The sequence below is a fragment of the Pseudomonas sp. efr-133-TYG-23 genome, from assembly GCF_030209215.1.
Taxonomy (GTDB): Bacteria; Pseudomonadota; Gammaproteobacteria; order Pseudomonadales; family Pseudomonadaceae; genus Aquipseudomonas; species Aquipseudomonas rhodesiae.
In genome coordinates this window covers 81472-107354 of the sequence record NZ_JARVSL010000010.1, presented here as the reverse complement: position 1 = coordinate 107354, position 25883 = coordinate 81472, and the positions used below count along the sequence as shown (strand labels likewise).

At 61.5% G+C, this 25883-nt stretch carries 20 protein-coding genes; 11 read left to right on the top strand and 9 right to left on the bottom strand.

The window, feature by feature from the left end; genetic code table 11:
- Positions 1–286, bottom strand: a 286-nt coding sequence (locus QRN41_RS06585) for a hypothetical protein (protein ID WP_285421357.1), incomplete at its 3' end; no start/stop codon positions are given.
- A gap of 146 nt (positions 287–432) precedes the next feature.
- Complete coding sequence (locus tag QRN41_RS06580; protein WP_123479986.1) at positions 433–1155, bottom strand: pirin family protein; 723 nt, start codon at positions 1153–1155, stop codon at positions 433–435.
- A 180-nt stretch (positions 1156–1335) separates the two neighbouring features.
- Here QRN41_RS06580 and QRN41_RS06575 point away from each other — a divergent pair, with 180 nt between their 5' ends.
- Both QRN41_RS06575 and QRN41_RS06570 read left to right on the top strand, forming a co-directional pair.
- Positions 1336–2286, top strand: coding sequence for a GlxA family transcriptional regulator (locus QRN41_RS06575; RefSeq protein WP_034098372.1), 951 nt, complete (start codon positions 1336–1338; stop codon positions 2284–2286).
- Between the two features lie 150 nt (positions 2287–2436).
- Positions 2437–3909 carry an ATP-binding protein gene (locus QRN41_RS06570; RefSeq protein WP_285421356.1) on the top strand — a complete coding sequence of 491 codons (1473 nt, stop codon included), beginning with the start codon at positions 2437–2439 and terminating at the stop codon, positions 3907–3909.
- On the opposite strand, the gene QRN41_RS06565 is transcribed toward QRN41_RS06570, so the two are convergent.
- Both QRN41_RS06565 and QRN41_RS06560 read right to left on the bottom strand, forming a co-directional pair.
- Positions 3856–6627, bottom strand: a complete 2772-nt coding sequence (locus QRN41_RS06565) for an ATP-binding protein (protein WP_285421355.1) — start codon at positions 6625–6627, stop codon at positions 3856–3858. The two genes, QRN41_RS06570 and QRN41_RS06565, sit on opposite strands and share 54 nt — an antisense overlap.
- 58 nt (positions 6628–6685) lie before the next feature.
- A complete protein-coding gene (locus QRN41_RS06560) occupies positions 6686–7084 on the bottom strand; it encodes a helix-turn-helix domain-containing protein (protein ID WP_034138421.1) in 399 nt (132 codons plus the stop codon).
- A 215-nt stretch (positions 7085–7299) separates the two neighbouring features.
- Between QRN41_RS06560 and QRN41_RS06555 the strand changes: the two genes are divergently transcribed.
- Complete coding sequence (locus tag QRN41_RS06555) at positions 7300–8208, top strand: LysR family transcriptional regulator (RefSeq protein ID WP_285421354.1); 909 nt, start codon at positions 7300–7302, stop codon at positions 8206–8208.
- 63 nt (positions 8209–8271) lie between these two features.
- Here QRN41_RS06555 and QRN41_RS06550 read toward each other — a convergent pair whose 3' ends face one another.
- Positions 8272–9516 carry a methionine gamma-lyase gene (locus QRN41_RS06550; RefSeq protein ID WP_123479981.1) on the bottom strand — a complete coding sequence of 415 codons (1245 nt, stop codon included), beginning with the start codon at positions 9514–9516 and terminating at the stop codon, positions 8272–8274.
- A 123-nt stretch (positions 9517–9639) separates the two neighbouring features.
- Here QRN41_RS06550 and QRN41_RS06545 point away from each other — a divergent pair, with 123 nt between their 5' ends.
- From QRN41_RS06545 to uvrA, 7 genes are all read left to right on the top strand, one after another.
- Positions 9640–10110 carry an Lrp/AsnC family transcriptional regulator gene (locus tag QRN41_RS06545; protein ID WP_034098361.1) on the top strand — a complete coding sequence of 157 codons (471 nt, stop codon included), beginning with the start codon at positions 9640–9642 and terminating at the stop codon, positions 10108–10110.
- A 69-nt stretch (positions 10111–10179) separates the two neighbouring features.
- Positions 10180–10797 carry a transcriptional repressor LexA gene (lexA, locus tag QRN41_RS06540; protein WP_034098359.1) on the top strand — a complete coding sequence of 206 codons (618 nt, stop codon included), beginning with the start codon at positions 10180–10182 and terminating at the stop codon, positions 10795–10797.
- Positions 10797–11411, top strand: a complete 615-nt coding sequence (gene imuA, locus QRN41_RS06535) for a translesion DNA synthesis-associated protein ImuA (protein ID WP_034098357.1) — start codon at positions 10797–10799, stop codon at positions 11409–11411. The genes lexA and imuA overlap by 1 nt, the downstream gene beginning before the upstream one ends.
- 7 nt (positions 11412–11418) lie before the next feature.
- Positions 11419–12834: a Y-family DNA polymerase gene (locus QRN41_RS06530; RefSeq protein WP_034098355.1), complete on the top strand. Its 1416-nt coding sequence runs from the start codon at positions 11419–11421 to the stop codon at positions 12832–12834.
- Positions 12831–15902, top strand: coding sequence for an error-prone DNA polymerase (locus QRN41_RS06525; RefSeq protein ID WP_285421353.1), 3072 nt, complete (start codon positions 12831–12833; stop codon positions 15900–15902). Before QRN41_RS06530 ends, QRN41_RS06525 begins: the two co-directional genes overlap by 4 nt.
- Positions 15903–16010: 108 nt before the next feature.
- Entirely contained in the window at positions 16011–17711 is a 1701-nt protein-coding gene (locus QRN41_RS06520; RefSeq protein ID WP_167417670.1) for an ATP-binding protein, read from the top strand.
- 8 nt (positions 17712–17719) lie between these two features.
- A complete protein-coding gene (uvrA, locus tag QRN41_RS06515; protein WP_285421352.1) occupies positions 17720–20239 on the top strand; it encodes an excinuclease ABC subunit UvrA in 2520 nt (839 codons plus the stop codon).
- 115 nt (positions 20240–20354) lie between these two features.
- On the opposite strand, the gene tkt is transcribed toward uvrA, so the two are convergent.
- On the bottom strand, positions 20355–22409 hold the full coding sequence (tkt, locus tag QRN41_RS06510) for a transketolase (RefSeq protein WP_285421351.1): 2055 nt from the start codon (positions 22407–22409) through the stop codon (positions 20355–20357).
- Between the two features lie 174 nt (positions 22410–22583).
- Here tkt and QRN41_RS06505 point away from each other — a divergent pair, with 174 nt between their 5' ends.
- Positions 22584–22808: a DUF465 domain-containing protein gene (locus tag QRN41_RS06505; protein WP_034098345.1), complete on the top strand. Its 225-nt coding sequence runs from the start codon at positions 22584–22586 to the stop codon at positions 22806–22808.
- A gap of 139 nt (positions 22809–22947) precedes the next feature.
- Here QRN41_RS06505 and solA read toward each other — a convergent pair whose 3' ends face one another.
- The 3 genes from solA to QRN41_RS06490 are packed head-to-tail and all read right to left on the bottom strand — an operon-like array spanning position 22948 to position 25882.
- On the bottom strand, positions 22948–24132 hold the full coding sequence (solA, locus tag QRN41_RS06500) for an N-methyl-L-tryptophan oxidase (RefSeq protein ID WP_285421350.1): 1185 nt from the start codon (positions 24130–24132) through the stop codon (positions 22948–22950).
- Positions 24129–25028, bottom strand: coding sequence for an EamA family transporter (locus tag QRN41_RS06495; RefSeq protein ID WP_285421349.1), 900 nt, complete (start codon positions 25026–25028; stop codon positions 24129–24131). The genes solA and QRN41_RS06495 overlap by 4 nt, the downstream gene beginning before the upstream one ends.
- A 2-nt stretch (positions 25029–25030) precedes the next feature.
- A complete protein-coding gene (locus QRN41_RS06490; RefSeq protein WP_285421348.1) occupies positions 25031–25882 on the bottom strand; it encodes a methyltransferase in 852 nt (283 codons plus the stop codon).
- Between the last annotated feature and the right edge of the window lies 1 nt (position 25883).

Here is a 25883-nt window from a genome sequence, read left to right as displayed (position 1 = left end):
GATCCGCACCGCCTTCAGCCAGAGCGCGTTCCTGCAAACGATCCGCACCGCCTTCAGCCAGAGCGCGTTCCTGCAAACGATCCGCACCGCCTTCGGCCAGAGCTCGTTCCTGCAAGCGATCCGCGCCGCCTTCAGCCAGGCCACGATCCTGTAAACGGTCGGCGCCACCTTCGGCGACACGGTTTTCCATCAGGCGATCCGCGCCGCCTTCGGCGACTACGGGGTGAGCGAATGCATTGGCAGCGAGTACCGAGAAAGCAAGGCTAAGCAAGAGTTGGCGTTTCATGAGAGTGTGCTCCGAGTCATTAAGTTGGGGTGTTGCTGTGTATGGGTTGGATGTTACGCGTTGCTTTTTTTAAGAGAACTTCATTGGGCTGATGGTGACTATCGACGCCAGCGATGGCCCGGTTTCCCGGGCCACCGCGCGGTCGGTCATGGCATCTGTGGCAGTTCCTGAGGGCGCAGGTCGAACACCAACACCTCGGCGTCCTCGCCGTGGCTCAGGCGAATCTGGCGCTCATCCCGCACGCGGGCGCCGTCGCCTTCTTCCAGGCGCTGGCCGTTGACCTCAACGCTGCCGCGAGCCACATGGATGTACACATGCCGCGCCGGTGGCAGCTCCAGCGTCGCGGTTTCTTCGGCGTTGAATAGCCCGGCGTAGACCCGTGCGTCCTGGCGCACGCTGAGGGAACCGTCGGCGCCGTCCGGCGAGATGATCAACTGCAAGCGTCCGCGTTTCTGCGCTTCGCTGAAGTGCTCTTGCTGATAGCGCGGCTCTGCGCCGGCCACCGAGGGCACGATCCAGATCTGCAGGAAGTGCACGCCTCGGGTCTGGCTGTGGTTGAACTCGCTGTGGGCCACGCCGCTGCCGGCGCTCATCAGTTGCACATCGCCGGGGCGGATCACCGAGCCGGTGCCCAAGGTGTCCTTGTGCTCCAGGGCGCCTTCGAGCACATAGGAGAAAATCTCCATATCGCGGTGCGGGTGCTGGCCGAAGCCTTTGCCGGCGGCGACGCGGTCATCGTTGATCACCAGCAGGTCGGAAAAACCCTGCTCGGCGGGGTTCCAGTAGTTGGCGAACGAGAAGGTGTGGAACGACTTCAACCAACCATGATTGGCGGCGCCGCGTTCGGAAGCTTTGCGTAGGGTCAGCATGGTCTTTGTCCTCAAGTGAGCGCGGTCTGCGACATGCAGTGCGCTGGCGTTGAGAAGAAGGTTACTGGTTGTCTTTTAATTCATTAAGAAGATGAAAACTGAATAACTGTCCACTTGCGGTTGACAGTTTCGAGCGTGCAATAATGAGCGCCGCCTTCTTCTCTATGGATCCTCCGCACAATGAAAACCGTGGCCATGGCGCTGTTCCCGGACTTCCTCCTGCTCGACATGGCCGGGCCGCTCGAAGTGTTCTCCATTGCCAATCGCTACCTGCCCCCTGCGCAGCATTATCGAATCCTCACCCTGGGCACCGAGCCTGGCCCGTTGCGCGCCTCCAATGGGGTGATGGTGCAGGCCGACCTGTTGCTGGAGCAGGCCCTGGACGCTTATGACCTGTTGCTGGTGCCCGGCGGCCCTGGCGCCTACAACGAGTGCCACCCGGCGTTGCTGCCGTGGCTCAGGGCGGCGGTGCCACGGGCGCGGCGCTTCGGTTCGATCTGCACCGGCGCCTTTGTGCTGGGGTACGCCGGGCTGCTGGACGGTCATCGCGTCACCACTCACTGGCACTACACCGAGCGACTGATCAAGGCGTTCCCCAAGGCTATCGTGGAGACCGATCGCATCTACTTGCAGGACGGGCGCCTGATCACTTCCGGCGGGGTCACCGCGGGCATCGACCTGGCGTTGTCGGTGGTGGCTCAGGACCACGGCAAACAGGTGGCGGTGGAAGTGGCCAAGGTGCTGCTGGTGGTGATGAAGCGTCAGGGCGGCCAGGCTCAGTTCAGCCCGATGACCTCGGCCGTGGCGCCCCAGGAAACCCCGATCACCCGAGTGCAGAACCATGTTCTGGCCAATCTTGAACAGTCCTTCACCGTCGAATCCATGGCCGCTCTGGTTGATATGAGCGCGCGCCACTTTGCGCGGTTGTTCGCCAAGGATGTGCAGATGACGCCCATGGCCTTTCTGCAAGGTGCGCGCATCGACCGCGCGCGGCACTTGTTGGAAACCACCGAGCTGCCGCTCAAGACCGTGGCGTTCCACGCCGGTTTCGGCAGCGTGCGGCATATGCGCTTTCTCTTCAGTGAAAAACTCGGCCTGACCCCGACCCAATACCGACAACAGTTCAGTTAGCGACACCATGTCCGTCTAGCGCACCGGATTGTCCGTATCGCTCCCTGTGCCAGCATTGTCCTGTCATTGCCAACTGGCAAGATAACGCCAAGCCCATGGAAAAGGATGCGCGAACGCCCAAGAACGGGTGTTTCAGCGCGATGACGAGACATGAATAACCTTCAGTCGATGGACGCTGATGGCACACTGCGCTTCGGTGCTTATGTCTTTCACCGCCAGCAACGCCTGGTCAGCAAGGCGGGTTGGCCGGTGCCGCTTGGCGGGCGCGCGCTGGACATCCTCGCGGTGCTGCTCGAAGCGCCGGGACAATTCATCGACAAGGCGACCTTGATCGAGCGCGTCTGGCCGTGCAGCGTGGTGGAAGAGAACAACCTGCGTGTGCACATCGCCGCGTTGCGCCGGGCGTTCGATGGGCAACGCTACATCCTCAATGATCCTCATCGCGGCTATTGCTTCGCGGCACCGGTGCACGGCGCACTGCCTTCGGTGGCGACGCCGTGCCATAACCTGGTCGCTCGGCTGACGCCGGTGATAGGCCGTGACGAAGTATTAGGCGTGCTGGTGCGGCGTCTGTCCGGCCAACGCCTGATGACCCTCACGGGTTGCGCCGGGGTGGGTAAGAGCACCCTGGCATTGGCCCTGGCCGAGCGTGTCTTGCCGCGCTATTGCGACGGCGTATGGTGGGTCGACCTGGCCACGGTGCAGACGCCGAAGGCGATGCTGGAGCAGGTGGCCGCGGTGCTGCAGCTGCAAGCCGGGAGCAGCGCCCATGAGCTGGGACGGCACTTGGCTTCGCGCCAGTTGCTGTTGGTGCTCGACGGCGTTGACCTGCTATTGGTCGCGTGCCGGCAGTGGCTGCGGGTATTGCGTGAACTGGCGCCCCGGGTCAGCGTGCTGATCAGCAGCCGTGAACCGCTGCACCTTCCCGGCGAATGGGTGCTGCGCGTACCGCGCCTGGCGGTGCCCGCACCGGCGGCACTGGCCAGTGTCGAACAGGCGTTGGCCTGCCCGGCGGTGCAGCTGTTCGTGGCGCGTGCGCGGGCCGGTCAGCAAGGCTTTGCGTTGCGCCTTCAGGATCTGGCGCCGCTGCGCGATATCGTGCGGCGCCTCGACGGCATTCCCCTGGCACTGGAGCTGGCGGCGGCGCAGGTCGACGCGCTGGGCATGCGTGGTGTGCAGGCGCAGCTGTGCAAGGGCTTACAGGTCTTGACTCGGGGACGCCGCACGGCGGTTGAGCGGCATCAGTCCCTCGCGGCAGCCCTGGATTGGACCTACCAGCGCCTGAGCCTGCCGGAGCGTTGGTTGTTCCTGCAATTGGGGCTGTTCAAGCACGCGGTGAACGTGCCGACGTTGAGCGCGTTGGTGGCCGGCACCGAACTGGAGCATGCCGACCTGGCGTACCTGCTGACACGCTTGGTGAATGTCTCGCTGCTCAGCGTGGAGCCTGGCCCCGGATTGCCGCGTTACCGCCTGCTCAATTGCCTGCGCGGCTATGCCCTGATGCAGTTGCGCGACCCACGGCAAGTGCAACGTTTGCAGCAGGGCTATGGGCATTACCTGGGGCTGGGTTCAGGCCGGCCGTTTGTCCTGCAACTGGTCGAGCAGGCGGCGAGCGTCGACTAGATCCGGCGTCGCGAACCCTTCGCTAAACCGTTCGTACACGCCTTTGAGCAGGTCGCGGGCGGCATCCGCGCGGCCCAGGCTTTGCCATAACCGTGCCATCGATGCGGCGCTGCGCAGTTCCCAGGCCAGGGCGCCTTGGGTTTTGGCCAGGTCGAGGGCTTCGCGCAGCAGGGGTTCGGCAGCCAACGTATCGCCCTGGCCCAACATCTGCTCGGCGGTTACCCGCAATAATTCCGGCGCGCACCAACCGGCGGCCCCCGTGCGTGCACGCGCGGCGTTCTGTGCATCGACCGGGCAGGCGCCGAGCGTGACCAGAATGTCTTCGATCAGCCCCAGACCTTGCAGGTCGCTGCGTTCCATGATGCCGGCGTAATGCCCGGCCCAGGTCTGGAACAAGTGCACCCCATGTTTATGCGACTGTTCCAGCAATAGCGCTTGCAGGCGCTGCGCCGCCGTCTGGTCGCCGTTGTAGCGTGCGATCACCACGCCGGCCAGGGCCAGGGTGTAGCAGATCGAGGTGCCGTGGTTGACCTGCACGGCCAGTTCCAATGCCTGGCTGGCGGTGCGCCAGGCGCGTTCGGGGTAACCCTGCAGCCATAGGATGCGCGCCAGGACGGTCAATGAAGCAACATTCTGGTCGTACTGTATGCCGATGCCGTGGGCGAATCGGTTCAAGTGGCCGCTGTGGGCCATGCGCTGGATCAGCTGTTCGGCATTCTGGCGGGCCAGGACCTGGTCGCCGGTAAAATGCTGGGCCAGCACCTGCAGGCGCTGATTGCTCAAGCCCAGCAGCGGATCGGTGCGCGGATCGAGGCGATCGAACTGCACGCTCTGCGCCCGCGCCTGGTCATAGCGCCCGCCACAGAGGTCGACCGCCATTTGCCCAGAGATCGCGCGCAACTGGCCGCCCAGGTCCTGGCTCTGCTCGGCCAGGCGCGCGGCTTCGGCGAATGCCGTGCCGCTCTGGGTCGCGCCGCCGACTGCGTGATAAACCAGGCTGCCCAAGGCCAGTTGCAGCTGCATCGCCAGGCGCGGGCAGGGCGCTTGGGCCTTGTCCATCAGGGCCAGGGCCTTGCCCACGTACAAAGCGTGTTCGCGCAGCAGCGACAGTTCCTGCCACAGCGGCATGGCGCTGACCGTCAACTTGATCGCCAGCGCCGACGCACCGCCCGTGCCAAGGCCCCAGTCCAGCGCCGCGCGGATGTCTTCGCGCAGCGGGGCGTAGCGGTCGATCCACGGCTGGGTCGCGAGTAGCGACCAATCGGCCTGTGCCTGTTCCATCAGCGCCAGGCAACGCGCCGCGTGACGTTCGCGGGTGGCGTCCAGCTCGCCGGCGAGGCTGAGTTTTTCCAGGGCGTAGGTGCGGGTGATGTCCAGCAGGCGATACACCATATCGTCATCGCTGGGTTCTACGTTCAGCAGGGATTTGCCCACCAGTTGGCTGATCGAGCCGGGCACTTCGGCCGGGGCGAGCGCTGCGCCGGCAATCACCGCCGTTGCGCTGGCCAGGCTGAAGCCGTCGCGAAACACCGCTAGACGGCGCAGGCAGATTTGCTCGCCGGCACTGAGCAGGTTGAAGCTCCAGTCCAGGGTTGCGCGCAGGGTCTGATGACGGGGCAGGTCACTGCGCTGGCCACGGTTGAGCAGGCGCACGTTATCGTTGATTTGCGCCAGCAATCCCGACAGGCCGAAACGCTCGATCTGCGCCGCCGCCAGCTCAATGGCCAGGGGAATTCCATCGAGGCGCTGGCAGATATCGATGGCCAGGGGCAGCTCGGTGTCGCTCAGTTCAAAGCTGTCCTGATGGGCCATGGCCCGCTCGATCAACAGTTGCAAGGCCGGGTAACCCAGGGCCTGGGCACGGTTGCCGGAGGCGGGAGGGCAGGCCAGCGGCTCCAGGCGTTGCACCGACTCGCCCTCGGCGCGCAACGCTTCGCGACTGGTGGCCAGGATGTGCAGGTGGGGCGCGTGGCGCAGCAAGGTTTCGCTGATCAGTGCGATGTCGTCCAGCAAGTGTTCGCAGTTGTCGATCACCAGCAGCAACTGGCGCTCCTGCAAGCTGCGCGCGAAAGCCACCAGCGGCCCTTGTTCGGCCGGTGCCAGGTCGAGCAGGGCGGCGAGGTTGGGCAGGATCATCGATGGCGTGCTCAGCGGCGCCAGGTCCAGCAGGTGAATGCCGTCGCGGTAGTGGCCGATCAGCAATTCCGCCACCCGCAGGGCGACGGTGGTCTTGCCGATGCCGCCGGCGCCGGTCAGGGTGATAAAGCGTTGCGTGGGCAGTTGTTGCACCAGGCGGTCGATCAAGGCCTGGCGCCCGATCATACGAGTGCGGCGCAGGGGCAGGTTGTGGCACGGGCGTTGAGGCGCACCGTCGCTGGGTAGGCTCATCGGTTCGATGCTCAATGGCGCAACAAAACTGTAGCCGCGCTGGGCCACTGTGACGATATAGCGCTGCCCGGCCTGGCCATCGCCCAACGCTTTACGCAAGGCCGCCATATGCACCCGCAGGTTGCCGTCCTCCACCACGCTTGTCGGCCACACCCGCGCGATCAGCTCCTGCTTGCTCACCACGTTGCCGGCCTGCTCCAGCAGGATCAGCAGGATATCCACCGCGCGCCGCCCCAGGCGTAGCGGCCGACCGGCCTCCAGCACCAGGCGTTGGCGCGGGTGGATACGGTAGGGGCCGAACTGCACGGCCTGATCGCGGAGGTCGTTCATGGGTGGCCATGCTCTGGGAACGGTAGGCGGCCAGCATAGGCCAGGCGTGTCTGGATCACTAGGCGGCGATCACATGGGACTTGTGACGCAGTTGGTGATTTCGCCAGGTCATTGGGTTGACCCCTTCACTGCGGGTAAACATGTGGCAGAAGTGCGCCTGGTCGCAGAACCCGCACTCCAGGCTGATCTGCGTGAGGCTCAGGGAGGACGTGGTGATCAGCTCCTTGGCACGCTGGATGCGCTGTTGGCGGATCCATTCCTGGGGCGACAGCCCGGTGCTGCACTTGAAAGCGCGAGAGAAATGGCTGCGCGACAGGGCGCAGGCCTGGGCCAGCTCGGCGATGGTCAGGCTTTCGCCGAGGTTGGCCAGGATCAGTTGTTTGGCGATGCGTTCGCGCCGAGGGCACAGGCCGCCAGTGGCGGGCAAGCGAGGCGCACAGTACTCAAGTCGGGCCATGACAGGTATCCGCAGTCGATGGGAGCGTTCCCGGTGAATGGATGCAGTGTAGACGGCTGCATTCTTGGCGCCGGTGCCTGTGCCTGACGAGTTAATCGTTGTTAATTTTGCCAGGTGAGGCGGTTTTTCCTGGCGAAAAAGACAGCACAGGTGTGCAATCCCGATGCCGCGCCTACGTGCTTAGCTGGCGGCCTGATAACCGTCTGGATAGCGCCATGAACCGCAACGACCTGCGCCGCGTCGACATGAACCTGCTGGTGATTTTCGAAGCCTTGATGTTCGAAAAGAACCTGACCCGGGTCGCTGAAAAACTGTTTATGGGCCAACCGGCGGTAAGCGCAGCGCTGGGGCGTTTGCGCGATCTGTTCGACGACCCGTTGCTGCTACGCAACGGACGGGGCATGGAGCCCACGCCACGGGCAGTGGCGATACTCAAGGAGCTGCAACCGGCCATGGACACCATTTCCGGCGCGGTCAGCCGCGCCAAGGATTTCGACCTATCCACCAGCTGCGCGGTGTTCCGCATCGGTTTGTCCGATGACGCCGAGTTCGGCCTGTTTCCGCCGTTGCTTAGCCAACTGCGCGAAGAAGCGCCGGGGATCATCGTGGTGGTCCGCCGGGCCAATTACCTGTTGATGTCGTCGCTGCTGGCCAGTGGCGAGATTTCCGTAGGCGTGAGCTACACCACCGAATTGCCGGCGAACGCCAAGCGCAAGAAGCTGCGGGATATTCCGTGCAAAGTGCTGCGCGGCGATGACGGCGTGGCGCCGCTGAGCCTAGATGATTACTGCCAGCGCCCCCATGCAATGGTGTCGTTCTCCGGGGACTTGAGCGGCAATATCGACCTGGACCTGGCGCGCATCGGCCGCGCCCGGCGGGTGGTACTGGCGGTGCCGCAATTCAGCGGGTTGCGGGCGTTGCTGGCGGGCACGCAGATCATCGCCACTGTGCCGGACTACGCGGCATGCGCCTTGACCGAGGGCACCACCCTGCGCGCCGAGGACCCGCCGTTTGCGATTGATGCGGCAGAGTTGTCGATGGTCTGGAGCGGGGTGCACGACAATGACCCGGCGGAGCGCTGGTTACGGGCGCGGATTGCCGAGCATATGGCACCGAGGGTCTGAGTCCGGCTCAAGGCCACGTGATGTCTTGTATGGGCGGGCTCGCCCCGCGTCAGGCCTGCGCCGTTATCTCGCGGCGTGGGTCGCCATCGCCTTGGCACGCGGCGCCACGCGCATGCACTTGGCCAACGCCTGGTGCACATCCGCCAGCAGGTCGGCCACATCCTCCAACCCGACCGACAACCGCACCAGACCTTCGCTGATACCGTGCTGCGCGCGTTCCTGCGGGGTGTAGGTGGAATGGGTCATGCTCGCCGGGTGTTGGGCCAGCGATTCGGCATCCCCCAGGCTGACCGCGCGGGTAAACAATTGCAGGGCGTTCATAAAGCGCCGGCCGCTGTCGATGCCGCCTTTTAGCTCGAAGGCCAGCATGCCGCCGGCCTGACCCATCTGTCGTTTTGCCAACGCGTACTGTGGGAAAGACGGCAGGCCGGGGTAGGTAACGTGCTCGACGGCGGGATGGGCCTGCAAGGCTTCGGCCACGGCTTGGGCATTGCTGCAATGACGGTCCATGCGCAGGGCCAGCGTTTTGAGGCCGCGCATCAGCAAGGCCGCGTCCTGCGGCGACATCACCGCACCGGTCAAGTCCTTGAGGCCTTGCAGGCGAATGCGCTGGGCCAGGGCCTGGTTGCTCACGGCAATGCCGGCGGTGATATCGCCGTGGCCGCTGAGGTACTTGGTGGCCGAATGCACCACCACGTCGGCGCCGAGATCGAGGGGGCGTTGCAGGTAGGGAGTGCAGTAGGTGTTGTCGACCACCACGGTCACATTCGGCTGCTGGTGGGCGAGGGCGGCCACGGCGGCGATGTCCACCAGTTGCAGGGTGGGGTTGGCCGGGGTTTCGCAGTAGATCATGCGCGTGGCAGGGCTGAGCGCGGCCTGCAGCGCAGCCAGGTCGGTCAGGTCGACGTGGCGCACCTTGATGCCGAATTCACCGATGCCGTGGTGCAGCAGGGCGAAGGTGCAGCCGTAAAGTGTCTGGCTGACGATCACCTCATCGCCGGGCCGCAACAGCGTCCAGAACGTCGCGGCGATTGCGCCCATGCCGGAACTGAACGCCACCGCCGCCTCGCCGTTCTCCAGGCTGGCCATGCGCGATTCCAGCAGCGCGAGGGTGGGGTTGGAAATGCGCGTATAGAAATGCCCGTTGGCCTCACCGGCAAAACAGGCAGCGCCGTATTCGGCGGTGGGAAAGGCAAAGGTGGCGGACAAATAGATCGGCGGCACCAGGGCGCCGTGATGGTCTTTGGGGTCATAGCCGTGATGGATGGCGCGTGTGGAAAAGCCGAATGTCTTGTGTTTATTGTGCATGTCGGGCGCTCCTTGTTTCCTACAATGCTATGCTCGAAATCGCGGCCGAACTTTGCCAAGTTTGCTGCCAAATCCCGTATCAGGGGATGAAAAGCCAATAAAAATAACGTTTAGAGGCACGCTATGCCCACTCACCTCGATCGTACCGATAAAGCCTTGTTAAACGCCCTGCAAAGCAATGCCCGTCTCACGGTGGCCGAACTGGCCGAGCGTGTGTCGCTAACCACCTCGCCATGCTGGCGCCGGGTACGAAACCTGGAGGAAAGCGGGGTAATCAGCGGTTACCAGGCGATCCTGTCGCCCAAGGCGCTGGGGTATGGGGTGACGGCATTTGTCAGCATCATGATGGAGAGTCACACCCAGGAGATTGCCCGCGCTTTTGAACAGCGGCTGCTGGATATTCCGGAAATCGTGGCCTGCCATAACGTGTCGGGGCGCTATGACTTTTTGCTGGAGGTGGTGGCCAAGGATCTGGAGTCGTTCGGCGAATTTGCCCGCGAGGTGCTACAGACGTTGCCGTGCGTCAAAGAGATCTATTCGAGCTTCTCCTACAAGTCGGTGCGACCGCTGCGGACTATTCCCTTACCTGCTTGATCGACTTATCGCTGGTTCAACACAACCCCGACTGACGGCTATTGTCAGAAATTTCCCACAGGAGTACAAATGTACTCCATGACGACCCTGACCCCCCGCCGTACCGCCATCCTGACCTTTATCCGCGACCGCATCGCGCAGCAAGGCCAGCCCCCCAGCCTCGCCGAGATCGCCGAGGCGTTCGGTTTTGCCTCGCGCAGCGTGGCGCGCAAGCATGTGCTGGCGCTGACCGAAGCCGGTTTTATCGAGGTCAACCCCAACCAGGCCCGTGGTATTCGCCTGCTCAATCAGCCGGCGCGACCCGAATGGCTGGATGTGCCTGTGCTTGGCCGTGTGGCCGCCGGTCTGCCGATTGGCGCCGATGCCGAGGTGCACAGCCGCCTGCAACTGGACCCGGCTACCTTCGCGAAAACTCCGGATTACCTGCTACGGGTGCAGGGCGACTCAATGATCGAAGACGGCATCCTCGACGGCGACCTGGTGGGCGTGCGGCGCAGTGCCGAGGCTTTGAATGGGCAAATCGTGGTGGCGCGCCTGGACGGCGAAGTCACCATCAAACGTTTTGAACGCAACGCCGACACGGTGCGTCTGCTGCCCCGCAACCCCGCATACCAACCTATTGTGGTGGGCCCCGACCAGGACCTGGCCATCGAAGGGGTGTTCTGCGGCCTGGTGAGGCAAGGCTGATGGGCGCCGTGGTTGCCCTGGACGCGCTGTTCAATGGTGGCCGCGTCTGGAAGGGCCGGCCCGCCGCGCCACCGGCCAGCCTGCATCCCACCGGGCTGGCGGCGCTGGATGCGGTGCTGCCCAGCGGCGGCTGGCCGGCTTCGGCCTTGAGTGAAATCCTGATGGCCAAGGACGGCGTGGGCGAATTGCAACTGGTGCTGCCGACCCTGGCGCGCTTATCGGCGGCGGGCGAGCGCATTGTGCTGGTGGCGCCGCCCTACACGCCGTACCCCCATGCCTGGCAGAACGCCGGGGTGGACGTGCGTCAGCTCTCAGTGGTGCAGGCCGAGGAGCGCGACGTGCTGTGGGCTGTGGAACAGTGCCTGCGTTCCGGCAGTTGCGGCGCCGTGTTGTGCTGGCCGCACAAGGCCGATGACCGTGCCTTGCGCCGCTTGCAGGTGGCGGCCGAAACCGGCCAGACCCTGGCTTTTGCCTGGCGTGCCCTGAGTGAAGCAATCAACCCATCGCCTGCCGCGTTGCGCCTGGCCGTCGAGGCCAGGCCCGCCCAGGTGCGCGTGCTCAAGTGTCGCGGCGGGCTGGCCCATCCGGCGCCGATTGCGTTGGCCGGGCACTGAGCTTGCCATGCGCTGGGTGTGTATTGTCTTCCCGCAATTGGCGCTGGACGGGGTGCAGCGCCTGCACCCCGAGCCGGATGCGCCCTTGGCGCTGCTCGCCGGTACGCCGCAGCGGCGCGTCCTGCAAACCGTCAATGCCGCCGCGCGTGCGTTGGGCTTACGGCCTGGCCAGTCCCTGACGGCGGCACATGCGCTGGTCAAGACCTTTGCCAGCGCCGAATACGACCCCGTGCAAATTGAGCGTTGGCAGCAATTCCTGGCGGCCTGGGCCTACCGTTTCAGTTCTCAGGTCAGCGTGTATTACCCCCGCGCCTTGTTGTTTGAAATCGAATCGAGCCTGGGGCTGTTCGGGCCCTGGCCGCTGTTCGAAGCGCGCCTGCGCAAGGAGTTGACTGAATTGGGCTTTCGCCACCGCATTGTCGCCGCACCCAACCCGGCGGCGGCGCGGGTGTTGGCCAATCTCTATGATGGTCTGGCCGTGGCCGATGACTCCGCTTTACAGCAGGCCCTGGCCCCGTTGCCCATCGACCGCGCCGGCCTGGAGCCGCAGGCGGCTACCGCGTTATCGCGCATGGGCCTGCGTACCCTGGCCCACGTGCAGGCCTTGCCTCGGCACACCCTGGCGCGGCGGTTTGACGCCGGTCTGCTCCAGCACCTGGATGCCTTGAGCGGCCAGCGCCCGTTGGCTCTGGACTTCTACCAGCCACCCGACCGGTTTGACGTGCGCATCGAACTGAACTTCGACGTGCATTCCCATCAGGCGCTGCTATTCCCTTTGCGCCGTTTGACCGCCGATCTGTCCGCATTCCTCTGCGGTCGCGACAGTGGCGTGCAGCGTTTCGATCTGCATCTGGAACATGCCCAGGCTGCCGACAGCGTGATCAAAGTCGGCCTGCTCAGTGCCGAGCGCGAACCGGGCATGCTGTTCGAACTGGCGCGCGGGCGCCTGGAGCAGGTGCAAGTCAGCGCCCCGGTGCGCAGCCTTCGCCTGCTGGCCGAAGACCTGCCGGTGTTTGTGCCGCAGCGTCAGGACCTGTTCGACGAGCGCCCGCAACAAACCCTGCCCTGGGAGCAATTGCGCGAACGCCTGCGCGCGCGCCTGGGGGATGACGCTGTGCAGGGCCTGCGCTTTCATGCCGATCATCGCCCGGAGTGTGCCTGGCAAGCGGCAGCGGACCCGCGTGCCTGCCAAGGCTTGAACAAGGTGCAGCGCCCCGGCTGGCTGCTGCCGCAACCGAGCCCATTGGCCGAGCAGGGCGTGCATATCCTGATGGGCCCGGAGCGTATCGAATCCGGCTGGTGGGACGGCGCCGATATCCGTCGCGATTATTACTTGGTGCAGACCCGCACCGGCCAACGCGGCTGGGCTTTCCGCAACGTGGGGCAGAGCGATGGCTTGTGGCTGCAAGGCTGGTTTGCATGAGCTACGCCGAGCTGCATTGCCTGTCCAACTTCAGTTTTCAGCGCGGTGCATCCAGTGCCCTGGAGTTGTTCGAACGGGCCAAGGCCCAAGGCTACAGCGCCTTGGCAATCACCGATGAGTGCAGCCTGGCGGGCATCGTGCGCGCCTGGCAGGCGGCCAAGGCGGTGGAACTGCCGCTGATCATCGGCAGCGAAGTGCGCCTGGAAAACGGCCCGAAACTGGTGCTGCTGGTGCAAGACCTCAGCGGCTACCAGCACCTGTGCCGGCTGATCACCGTGGCCCGCCGCCGCGCCGAAAAGGGCCGTTATCGCCTGCTGCAAGACGATTTTGATCAACCGATGCCCGGCCTGCTGGCGTTGTGGGTGGCGGCTGACGATGACACCCAGGCGTCGATCCAATGGCTGCGCGAGACCTTCGCCGAACGCCTGTGGTTGGCGGTGCATCTGCATTGCGGGCAGGACGATGCGCGCCACTTGCAGCAACGCCTGAGCCTGGCCGCCAGCCTGCAAATACCAGCGGTGGCTTGTGGCGATGTGCATATGCACGTACGTGGGCGCCGCGCTTTGCAAGACACCATGACTGCCATCCGCCATCACGTCAGCGTGGCTGAGGCCGGCACGCGCCTGCACCCCAACGGCGAGCGGCACTTGCGCAGCCTTGACGCCCTCGGCGCGCTGTACCCGCAAGCGCTGCTCGACGAAAGCCTGGCCATCGCGCGCCGTTGCACCTTCGACCTCGGCCAGTTGCGCTATCACTACCCGCGTGAATTGGTGCCCGAGGGGCATACCGCTAAAACCTGGCTGCGCGCCGTCACCGAAGAAGGCATGGCGCGGCGCTGGCCCCACGGCGTTGAGGCCAAGACGTCAATGCAAATCGACCACGAATTGGGGCTGATCAGCGATCTGGGCTACGAAAGCTATTTCCTCACGGTGCATGACATTGTGCGCTTCGCCCGCAGCCGTTCGATCCTGTGCCAGGGCCGTGGCTCGGCGGCCAATTCGGCGGTGTGCTTTGCCCTGGGCATCACCGAGATCGACCCGAGCCTGACCAACCTGTTGTTCGAGCGGTTTTTATCCAAGGAGCGCAACGAGCCGCCGGATATCGATGTGGACTTCGAACACGAACGCCGCGAAGAAGTGCTGCAATACGTATTCCAGCGCTACGGCCGCCACCGCGCGGCGCTGACCGCGGTGGTCAGCACTTATCACGCTGCCGGCGCGGTGCGTGACGTGGCCAAGGCCTTGGGGTTGCCGCCGGATCAGATCAACGCCCTGGCCGATTGCTGCGGGCGCTGGAGTGACGACGCACCGCCCCTGGAGCGCCTGCGCGAAGCAGGCTTCGACCCGCATACGCCGATCCTGCATCGGGTGCTGACCCTGACCCAGCAACTGATCGGCTTCCCTCGGCATCTGTCCCAGCACCCCGGTGGGTTCGTGATTTCCGAGTACCCGCTGGACACCCTGGTGCCGGTGGAAAACGCTGCCATGGCCGAGCGTACGATTATCCAGTGGGACAAGGACGACCTTGACGCGGTGGGCCTGCTCAAAGTGGATATCCTTGCCCTGGGCATGCTCAGTGCGATCCGCCGTTGCTTCGATTTGCTGCGCCAGCATCGCGGTCGCGACCTGTCGCTGGCCAGCATTCCCAAGGACGACCCGGCCACCTACGCCATGATCAGCAAGGCCGACACCATTGGCGTGTTCCAGATCGAGTCGCGGGCGCAGATGGCCATGCTGCCAAGGCTCAGGCCCAAGGTCTTTTATGACCTGGTAATCGAGGTCGCCATTGTGCGGCCCGGGCCGATCCAGGGCGGCATGGTGCATCCGTACCTGCGGCGGCGTAACCATGAAGAACCGACGACTTACCCGTCGCCCGAACTGAAAACCGTGTTGCAACGCACCCTGGGCATCCCGCTGTTCCAGGAGCAGGTGATGCAGATCGCTATGGTGGCCGCCGACTACAGCCCCGGCGAGGCCGACCAGTTGCGCCGTTCCATGGCCGCCTGGAAACGCCACGGCGGCCTTGAGCCCCATCGCGAGCGGTTGCGCGATGGCATGCTGAAAAACGGCTACACCGAGGCATTCGCCGCGCAGATCTTCGAGCAGATCAAGGGGTTTGGCAGCTACGGTTTCCCCGAGTCCCATGCGGCCAGTTTTGCCTTGCTGACCTACGCCAGTTGCTGGCTCAAGTGCCATGAACCGGCGGCGTTCGCGTGCGCGCTGATCAACAGTTGGCCCATGGGGTTCTACAGCCCGGACCAGATCCTGCAGGACGCGCGGCGCCATCGCTTGCAGATCCGCCCGGTGGATGTGCAGGCCAGCGACTGGGATTGCAGCCTGGAGCCCATCGACGGCGCGCAACCGGCGATTCGCATGGGCTTGCGCCTGATCTCGGGGTTTCGTGAAGAGGATGCCCGGCGCATCGAAGCGGCGCGCCGGCAGCAAATATTCAGCGACATCGCCGACCTGGACCGTCGCGCCGCGCTGGACTCACGAGCCCAGGCCCTGCTCGCCGATGCCGGCGCCTTGCGTGCCCTGGCCGGCAATCGCCACCGCGCACGCTGGGAGGTGGCCGGCGTGCACAAGCAACTGGGATTGTTTGCCGGCCTGCCCAGCCCCGACGAAGACGCGGTGGTATTACCGGCGCCCACGGTCAGCGAAGACCTGCACGCCGACTATGCCACCCTGGGCACCACCCTCGGCCCGCATCCACTGGCGCTGCTGCGCGCCGAGTTGCGTCAACGACGCTGCCGCAGCTCCCGCGAGCTGATGGCGGTGGAGCATGGGCGCAATGTCAGCGTTGCCGGGCTGGTTACCGGGCGACAACGGCCCGGCACCGCGAGCGGGGTGACCTTCGTGACCCTGGAAGATGAGTTCGGCAACCTGAACGTGGTGGTCTGGCGCGACCTTGCCGAACGTCAGCGCCTGGCTCTGGTCGGCTCGCGCCTGCTTAAAGTCGATGGCCGCTGGGAAGCGGTAGGCGAGGTGAGGCACCTGATCGCCGGGCGGCTGACCGATCTGTCCACCTTGCTCGATGGCATGGATGTGCGCAGCCGGGATTTTCGTTGAGCCCAGTAGCATATGCGGCGAATTGCCCCTAACGTATGCAAATGAAACGATCCGCCCCCGGTGCGCTCCAACTGTTGCGACCGTCCTTTCTCTGCGCAGAGCCGAACGATGCAATTTTTATCCAACCCACACGGCTGTGAAGGTTGGGCCGGTGAAATGGCCCAGCGTATTCGCGCATTCGACTGGTCAACCACCGACCTTGGACCGATCGATCGATGGTCCACCAGCCTGGCCTGCACCGTGCAAATGATGCTGGCGTCTCCGGTGCCGATGGTGATGCTGTGGGGGCGAGCGGGCTACATGATTTACAACGACAGTTACTCGGCTTTTGCCGGTGGACGTCACCCTTATCTATTGGGCACGCCGGTGGAACTGGGTTGGCCGGAAGTGGCGGATTTCAATCGGCATGTGGTGGACACCTGCCTGGCTGGCGGCACCTTATCGTTCAACAATAAAGACCTGGTGCTGTTGCGCAACGGCCTGCCGGAGACCGTGTGGCTGGATCTGTACTACAGCCCCGTCGCCGGCGATGACCAGCAACCGGCCGGGGTGTTGGCGATTGTGGTGGAGACCACCGAACTGGTGAAGTCCGAGCAGGTGCGCCAAGAACTCACGCACAACCTGGAACAGCGGGTGGCCGCCGAAGTGCAGGCGCGTTCCGCCGCTGAGGACCAGTTGCGCCAGTCGCAAAAACTGGAAGCCATTGGCGGCCTCACCGGCGGCGTGGCCCACGACTTCAACAACCTGCTGCAAGTGATCTCCGGCAACCTGCATTTGCTGGCGCGGCATGAGCCGCACAATGAGCATGTGCAACGCCGGGTCAGCGCCGCGATTGCCGCCGTGGACCGTGGCGCCAAGCTGTCGGCCCAATTGCTGGCGTTTGCTCGGCGCCAGCCGCTGTCGCCAGCGGTGTACAACCCGCTGCGTATTTACGAAACCCTGGGTGAACTGCTGCAACGCGCCTTGGGCGAAACCATTCATATCGACGTGCAATTGCCCCGCGACCCCTGGTGCATCCACGTCGACCGTCACCAGTTGGAAAACGCCTTGCTCAACCTGGCGATCAATGCCCGGGACGCCATGAAAGGCGAAGGTGTGATTCGCATCAGCGGCGAAAACATCATCCTCAACCCCGACGATTGCGTGGGCAAAAGCGTCAACCCCGGCGAGTACGTGCGTCTGTCCGTGGCCGATACCGGGGTGGGCATGTCGCCGGCCATCCAGTCCAAAGTGTTCGAACCCTTCTTCACCACCAAGCGTGATGGCCACGGCACGGGCCTGGGCCTGAGTATGGTGTTCGGCTTTGTGCGTCAGAGTGGCGGCCATGTGGATGTGTGCAGCGAAGAAGGCAAGGGCACCGTGGTGCAGCTGTATTTTCCGCGCAGCCTCGGCGAGGAGTGCCTGGAGGTGCCGGCCGAGCCGGTGGTCTCTGAGTGTGGCCGGGAAACCATCCTGGTGGTGGAAGACAACGAGGGCGTGCGCCTGACCGTGGTGGAGGTGCTCGAACAATCGGGCTACACCGTGCTCACCGCCGAAGATGGCGACCAGGCCATGCGCCAGCTGCAAGCGGGCCTGCAACCGGAGCTGATTTTCACCGATGTGGTGATGCCGGGCCGGGTCAAAAGCACCGACCTGGCCGAGTGGGCGCGGGAGCAGATTCCGCCGGTGCCGGTACTGTTCACCTCCGGCCACACCCGCGACATCCTCTCCAACAACCATCTGCTGACTCCCGACATTCATCTGCTGAGCAAGCCCTACAGCCCCGAAGCCTTGACGCAACGGGTGCGCAGCGTGCTCACCGCTCGATAAGGTTGACCATGACCTCACAACGCAACCTCCCGCCGCTCACGGCCCAGGCCGCTGGCTTTGTGCGCGTGCGCGGCGCTCGCGAACACAACTTGCGCAACGTCGATGTGGACATCCCGCGCGATGCCCTGGTGGTGTTTACCGGCGTGTCCGGCTCGGGCAAATCGTCCCTGGCGTTTTCTACGGTGTATGCCGAGGCTCAGCGCCGCTATTTCGAATCGGTGGCGCCGTATGCGCGGCGCTTGATCGATCAGGTGGGCGTGCCGGATGTGGACAGCATCGAAGGCTTGCCGCCGGCGGTGGCCCTGCAACAGCAGCGCGGCACGCCGAGTGCACGCTCATCGGTGGGCAGTGTGACCACCTTGTCGAGCCTGATTCGCATGCTGTATTCCCGCGCCGGGCAATACCCGGCAGGGCAGGCCATGCTGTATGCCGAGGATTTCTCGCCGAACCTGCCCCAGGGCGCGTGCCCGCAATGCCATGGGCTGGGCCGCGTGTATGAGGTGACGGAAGCGCTGATGGTGCCCGATCCGTCCCAGAGCATCCGCCAGCGCGCGGTGGCGTCCTGGCCGTTGGCGTGGCAGGGCCAGAACCTGCGCGACATCCTGGTGACGCTGGGCTATGACGTGGATATCCCGTGGCGCGACCTGCCGAAAAAACAGCGCGATTGGATTCTCTTCACCGAAGAAACCCCGACGGTGCCGGTGTATGCCGGTTTCACCCCGGAGCAGACCCGCGAGGCGCTCAAGCGCAAGTTGGAACCCAGTTACCAAGGCACGTTCAGCGGTGCGCGGCGCTATATCCTGCACACCTTCAGCCACACTCAGAGCGCGCTGATGAAAAAGCGCGTCTCGCAGTTTATGCAGGGCAGCCCTTGCCCGCTGTGCGAGGGCAAACGCCTGACCCGAGCGGCGTTGTCGGTGAAATTTGCCGGGGTGGACATCGGCGAGTTGTCCCAGCTGTCGTTGACGCAGCTGGCCGAGTTGCTGCGACCGGTGGCGGCGGGCGAAGACCGCATGAAACTGTCGGTGGAAAAGCGTCTGGCGGCGCAGCGTATTGCTGAGGACCTGCTGGAACGCGTTAATACGCTGATCGAACTGGGTTTGGGCTACCTGTCCCTGGAACGCAGCACGCCGACTTTGTCGTCAGGCGAATTGCAGCGTTTGCGCCTGGCCACTCAGTTGGGCTCGCAATTGTTTGGGGTGATTTATGTGTTGGACGAACCATCGGCCGGCCTGCATCCGGCCGATGGCGAAGCCTTGTTTACCGCGCTGGAGCGGTTGAAGGCGGCGGGCAATTCGTTGTTTGTAGTCGAGCACGACCTGGAAACCATGCGCCGCGCCGATTGGCTGATCGACGTCGGCCCGGCTGCCGGCGAGCAGGGTGGGCAAGTGCTGTACAGCGGGCCGCCCGCCGGCCTGGCCGAGGTGCAGGCGTCGCAGACCCGCGAGTACCTGTTCGCCGCACCGCGCCCGGCCACTGCCGCGCGTCGTGAGCCCAGCGCCTGGCTGACGCTGGAGGGCCTAACGCGCAATAACCTCAAAGAGTTGCAGGTGGATTTTCCGCTGGGCTGCTTTACCGCCGTCACCGGGGTTTCCGGTTCAGGCAAGTCCAGCCTGGTCAGCCAGGCGCTGCTCGAACTGGTGGGCAGTGGCCTTGGGCGCGTGGTGGAAAGTGACGACGAACCAAGCCTGGAAGATGACGCGCCGCAAGCCAGCGGCGGACGTATCGGCGCTGGGTTGGAACATATCCGGCGTTTGGTGCAGGTGGATCAGAAGCCCATTGGCCGCACGCCGCGTTCCAATCTGGCGACCTACACCGGGCTGTTCGACAACGTGCGCAAACTTTTTGCCGCCACGCCAGCAGCGAAGAAGCGCGGCTACGATGCCGGGCAATTCTCGTTCAACGTCGCCAAGGGCCGCTGCCCCAACTGCGAGGGCGAGGGCTTTGTCAGCGTCGAGTTGCTGTTTATGCCCAGCGTCTACGCACCGTGCCCAACCTGCCATGGCGCGCGCTACAACCCCGAAACCCTGGCGGTGAAGTGGCAAGGCATGAACATCGCCCAGGTGCTGGGGCTGACGGTGAACCAGGCGGTGGAGGTGTTTGCCGAACAGCCGGGCGTGCTGCGTTCGCTGGAGGTGTTGCGGGATATCGGCCTGGGTTACCTGCGCCTGGGCCAACCGGCGACGGAGCTGTCCGGCGGCGAAGCGCAGCGCATCAAATTGGCCACCGAGCTGCAACGCAATGCCCGTGGCGCCACCTTGTATGTATTGGATGAACCCACCACCGGCCTGCACCCACGGGACGTCGACCGCTTGCTCAGCCAGCTCAATCAACTGGTGGACGCGGGGCACACGGTGGTTGTGGTGGAACATGAAATGCGCGTGGTGGCCCAGAGCGACTGGGTGATCGATATCGGCCCGGGAGCCGGTGATCTGGGCGGCAACGTAGTGGCCTGCGGCACGCCGCAGAAGGTGGCCAAAAGCAAAAAGAGCCGGACTGCGCCGTTCCTTGCCAAGGCGATGATCTAATAAGTGATGGGTTCCAAAGGTGGGAGGGGGCTTGCCCCCGATGGCAGCGGGTCAGTCAGCCCATTTGTCGCTGACCCTTCGCTATCGGGGCAAGCCCCCTTCCCACAGGTTTTGATCAGTGCTGGTTAAGGTCGATCTGAGCCCTGGCCTGTTTCACCACATGCTCAACCGTGAACCCGAACTTCTCCTGCAATTTGGCCAATGGAGCCGAGGCGCCGAAGCTGTTCATCACCACTTTGGCGCCCGTCTGGCCGACGTAACGGTCCCAACCCAGAGGGCCGGCCTGTTCGATCACCACGCGCGCCTTCACGGCAGGCGGCAATACGCTGTCGCGGTAGGCCTGGTCCTGGTCTTCAAACAGCTCCCAGCTGGGCATCGACACCACCTGCGCGGCAATCCCTTCAGCCTTGAGCTGTTCATAGGCGTCCACGGCCAGGCTGACCTCGCTGCCCGTGGCTATCAGGATCACCTCAGGCTGGTCAGCGGCCGCCAGCACATAGGCGCCCTTGGCCGCACCACAGGCCGCCGCATAGCGGCTGCGGTCAAGCGTCGGCAACGGTTGGCGCGACAGCACCAGGCAGCTGGGCCGTTGGGTCTGTGCCAGGGCGACCCTCCATAATTCCAGGGTTTCATTGGCGTCGCCCGGGCGCAGGGTCAACAGCCCTGGGGTGGCGCGCAGTTGGGTGAGGTGTTCGATGGGTTGGTGCGTCGGCCCGTCTTCACCCACGCCGATCGAGTCATGGGTAAACACGAACACCACCGGTAGCTCCATGATTGCCGCCAGGCGGATCGGCGGCTTCATGTAGTCGCTGAACACCAGAAAGGTGGAGGTGTAGGGCCGCAGGTAAGAAAGCGCCAGACCGTTGGCGATCGCGCCCATGGCGTGCTCGCGGATGCCGAAATGCAGGTTGCGCCCGCTGTAGTCGTCGGCGCTGAAACGCCCGGCGCCGTCGAACGTGAGGCTGGTCTTGGTCGACGGCGACAGGTCCGCCGAACCGCCGAGCAGCCAGGGGATTTGTCGGGCGAAGGCATTCAGTACTTCGCCACCGGAAGCGCGGCTGGCGACGCCCTTGGCGTCCGTTTCAAAGGTTGGCAATTCGTCTTGCCAGTGCGCAGGCATCTCGCCGGCGCGCATGCGCCGCAGTTCGTCGGCACGTTGTGGATCCAGGCTGGCCAGGGTCTGATTCCATTGTTGAAACAACGGTTCGGCCCGCTCATACAGCGCATCGCGCAATGCCGTGCGTGCGGCATCGGGCACCAGGAACTGGGCATCCTCGGGCCAGCCATAGGCGGCCTTGGTCAGGCGGATTTCTTCATCGCCCAAGGGTTCGCCATGGGCAGCGGCGGTGTTGTGCTTATGGGGCGAGCCATAGCCGATCACGCTGTCGACCACGATCAGGGTGGGCGCCCCGGTGTTGGCCTGAAACGCTTGCAGCGCCTGGCTCAAGGCGCCCAGATCGTTGGCGTCGGTGACATGCAGCGTGTGCCAGCCATAGGCCTGGAAGCGCTTGATCACGTCCTCGCTGAACGCCAGCTCAGTATGGCCTTCGATGCTGATGGTGTTGTTGTCGTAGATCCAACACAGGTTATCCAGCTTCAGGTGGCCGGCCATGGATGCGGCCTCGCTGCTGATGCCTTCCATCATGTCGCCGTCGCCGCACAGGGTGTAGACGTTGTAGTCGAACAGCACCTGGCCGTCGCGGTTGAAACGCTCACCCAGCCAACGCTCGGCCATGGCCATGCCGACGCTATTGGCGCACCCCTGGCCCAGCGGGCCGGTGGTAGTCTCGACACCGGTGGTCATGCGGTATTCCGGGTGCCCCGGCGTCTTCGAGTCGGCTTGGCGGAACTGCTTGATATCGTCCAGGCTGATCGCCGGCTGGCCGGTGCGCTGACCGTGGGCATCAACCTCCACCACGCCGGCCAAGTGCAGTAGCGAATACAACAGCATCGAGGCATGCCCCACCGACAACACAAAGCGATCTCGGTTAGGCCAATCAGGCTGCTCCGGGTGGTAGCGCAAAAATCGGCTCCACAGCGTATACCCCACCGGCGCCAGGCCCATGGGCGTGCCGGGATGGCCGGAATTGGCCTTCTGCACGGCATCCATCGCCAGGGTACGCAGGGTGTTGATGCATTGAGTGTCGACAGCAGTGGCTGGATGAGTCATGAACCGGTCTCCCTCGGGTTGCGATCTGCAGTGGAGGGCAGGGCGGCGCAAAAGGTTTGATCTCATCTCACCTGCCGCGACGAACGGGGCAAGATCAACCCGGACATGACAAAGCCCATGGGAATGGTCTAGCTTCAAAGGCGTAAGCCATCGATCAACATGCGGAGGTACGCCATGCCAGTGAAACACGACCTGTATCAGGATTTGGGGTTGAGCAAGGAGGCCGTTCACGAACGCAGGGCAAGTGACAAACGCCTGGATTCGCTGCTCGACCAATACGACGTCGCCGACGCGGAAGTGGTAAAGGCCGAAGGAGCAAGTGCCAGCGATGAAGACGTGGAGAAACTGAAGAAAAAACGCTTGTTGGTCAAAGATAAGATTGTGGCGCAGTTGGGCTAATGCCAAATATGAGCAAGCTAGCTTGCGAAAAGCGCTAATGATGACGTAGCGCATCTGTTTGGGCGCCGCGTCCTTAGGCTATTTGCGAGCAGCTTGCCTGCACCATAAAAAGTGATAAGTTTGCTGGCGCGTGTGGGGTTTAGAATTTGCATGATATTAAATTGAAGCGTTGCACTTCAAACTCTGAAAGTGGCACGGCACATTGTCGTTCAAAGGCCATATTGGCTAAAGCATCGCCAATGGCTGGCGCGAATTTGAAGCCATGCCCAGAACAAACGGATGCGAAATATACGGATTCCATTATTTGGGATCGATCTATGAGAAAAGATTCGTCAATGCTCATCGTGTAATAACAATTTTTTGCGCATATGGGTTTTTTCTCCAGCTCCGGAAATATCAAGCTAACAGCTTCAGATATATCATTTATGTAATTATCTTGTACTGGTACGCTTTTCCATTGAGGATTTTCAGAGGTTTGCTGTCGATTGTGAAAACCAATTTTTACGCCAGGTTCGGAGTTGCAAATTGACGGCAAGCCATAAAGAAGGCTTCCGTCCTGACGTTCGTATAAGAACACCGGGAAATGATCAGCCGAGAAGAGTTGCTTTGACGAGTTTTTCGGCTTGAACCAATACACTGGAACTTGGCGCGGATCTAACAGGTGGTTCAGTTCAGGCATCAAATATTTTGCAATCCATGGGCCGGTCGTAACGATAACTGATTTGGCAACATAAATCTGTCCACGTCTCGTTTTGACAAGTACTCCCCGCTTATGGTTTTCGATTGCAGTAACGCAGTCACCAAAAACAGCGGTGGCGCCAGACTTAACCGCCTGATTTAGCATACACGATCTAGCATTGCTGGCCGATATTGCATATGCGCCTGGTTCGAATACGCCCTTCATTTGCTCTGATATATTGAAGGCTGGAAAATTATTTTTTATCTTCAATCCTGTCCATATTTCATGATCGACGCTTCCCTCCATGGCAGTGTTAATACTTCCTGCTACTAGGCGGCTGTGCTCATGCCCAATAAAAATTCCTCCAGTTCTAACAATTAGTTGCATCTGACTTGTTTGTTCAAGTTCATTCCATAATAGATTTGCCTGTCTAAGTAATGGAAGGTACTTGCAACCTTCCCAGTAAGCTTGCCTGAAAATTCTCGATGCTCCTTGGGAAGATCCTCTGCTATAAGTCGGACTTGAAGCATCAATACCCATTATTTTCGATGAGTTTTTCGACGACCTCCATAATGTTGCTGCACCCATGATTCCAAGGCCGATAACAATGACGTCATAATGGTTGTTCACTTTTTTAATTCTCATTTATCTGGTCCGGGAGTGACAAGCGTGTCGTAAGCGATAAGGATCAATAGTATGCTTGTTATTGTAATAATCATTATTTGTGATGTGTTGGGTGTTTCGGGATTACCGAAAAGCAGCCCAATGGAAAGAAGTGTTAGCGGTAAAATAAACTGCATAAGCCCAGTCAGCGATAATGGGATTTTTCCTGAAGAAAAAGAAAACATCAACAAGGGCGTCACAGATACGATGCCAGCGAGCCAGATTAGTTGATTTGTACCTTCGGGAAGTCTGCTAGGTAGAATAATCGGAAGACTCAATAGCCATACGGCTAATGCTAAGCACAAGCTTAGGAAAAACGTTTCTAAAAATAAACCGCTTAAGGCGTTCAAAATGGTGGTCTTCTTTATGTATGTGTAGGAGCCCCATGTGAAAGCGATTATTAAATAAGTAAAATGGCTGAGGTTTTCACTCCAAAATATAAGAAGAATGATCGAAATTAATGCAATCGAAATTGACCACGCTTTGTTGCGGCTTATCTGATCATTGAACACTAAAAGGCTTAATCCGATGGAGATGAACGGAGCCAGCAAGTATCCAAGCCCGCTCTCCAGCACGAATCCATTTATGGACGCCCATATGAAAGTTCCCCAATTTATAGCAACGAGGAAAGAAGCGAAAAAATGTATAGTTATTGACTTCTTTGTTAGTTTTTTTATTTGTTTGAGGTTGCTTGGGATGAAAAGCAGCGCGGCAAGGATAATAGTTGATAATACTATCCTGTATGCTACCAGTGTTACAGTTGGAACTTCGCTAAATTCTTTCCAGTAGAGAGCGGAGGCTCCAAGCAAAAAATTTGCTATGCCTGAAAAGAATATTGCTAAGTAATAACTTTGACGGGAGGCGTGTTTTGCTAACATGTTTAGGTCGCACGATGGTAAAGCTCGATGATTTCATAGGACCAAAATATATTCCCGTGTACGTCTGTGGAGTAAGCGGCTAAGTCTTGTTTAGACCATTTTTCGAACTCCTCTTTTAAACTTTTTTCAATGGATTGCCAGCCATTTGAGTAATAGAGAAGCGGAATTGTATGTCGTTCTATTAGCTTGTAGGCTAGTGGAGGCGTACCTCGGTGTTTTTGAATGTACCTGGAAAGTACGTCCTGTATTCCGATCAAAGAATTGAGCCCTATAATTGCTTTTCCTTTGGAGTTAAGGTGGGCGGGGAGCTGCTCAAGAAAACGTGATACTACCTCATCCCCATAAAACATGGCTTGAATGGGTAATTCTGTTGCTGGGTCTGCTTTTCTTAATTTATTAATCAGAGCCTGTGAAGGTGTTCGCCATCCGGGAGGGTTGAAAACTATTGTTTGAAACCGTCTCTCAGATAGGTCTTCGAATAAATCCCCAGTATGGAATTCTATTTTGTTGTTTTTAAAGTTTAAGTTTTCATGAAATTTTGCTTGTTTTATTGATATTTCGGATATGTCCGTAGCGGTGATGTCATTGTTGCCGAGTTTACGCATTAAAAGTGCGTGAACACCGGTGCCCGTACCAAGATCTAAAAAGCTTTGCCTAAAAGCACTAGAGTCTAATGAGCGCACCAAGTAGTCTCCAAGCTTTATTCCGGCTGGGCTTACTTTGAAAACTTTAGGTGCATGAGTTAGGTTTATACACAGCCCCAAGCCAAAATAAATTTTGTATTTGTTCTCGATATGTTCAGTGCTTAAGTGTTTTTTGGCGGCTGTTTCATTATGATCAAGAAGTCCTTGCATT